General features: G+C 48.2%; 1 protein-coding gene. It reads right to left on the bottom strand.

All coding sequences use genetic code 11. From position 1 onward, the window contains the following. Positions 1-151: 151 nt before the first annotated feature. Positions 152-276, bottom strand: a 125-nt coding sequence (locus tag FS628_RS30555; protein ID WP_145326680.1) for an SH3 domain-containing protein, incomplete at its 5' end; no start/stop codon positions are given.

Raw genomic sequence — 276 nt, 5'->3', positions numbered from 1 at the left:
CAACCTCCCAAAGCGCTACCGCTTTCTTGCCCCCTTAACATCCCAAAGACCCATCCCCACCATCATTTCCATCGCACAATCCCCCTTTTTCTTTTTCCTTAACCCTCGTCCCTAACCATTGTACCTATTTCACAATACTCACATATTTCCCCTATACCAACGCTACACCTCCATCCACCTTCACTTTTACCCACCCAAACTTCTCTCTGCTGATTACTTCAACTACGGTGCCTTTCGGTACACCACCTACGACCTTGCCTTTGGATGAAGCAGCAG

Origin of the sequence: Paenibacillus xylanexedens, from assembly GCF_007676705.1 — a bacterium.
Lineage (GTDB): Bacteria > Bacillota > Bacilli > Paenibacillales > Paenibacillaceae > Paenibacillus > Paenibacillus xylanexedens_C.
Note: the sequence above shows the minus strand (reverse complement) of the source record. Positions and strands in the feature narration are given on the sequence as shown.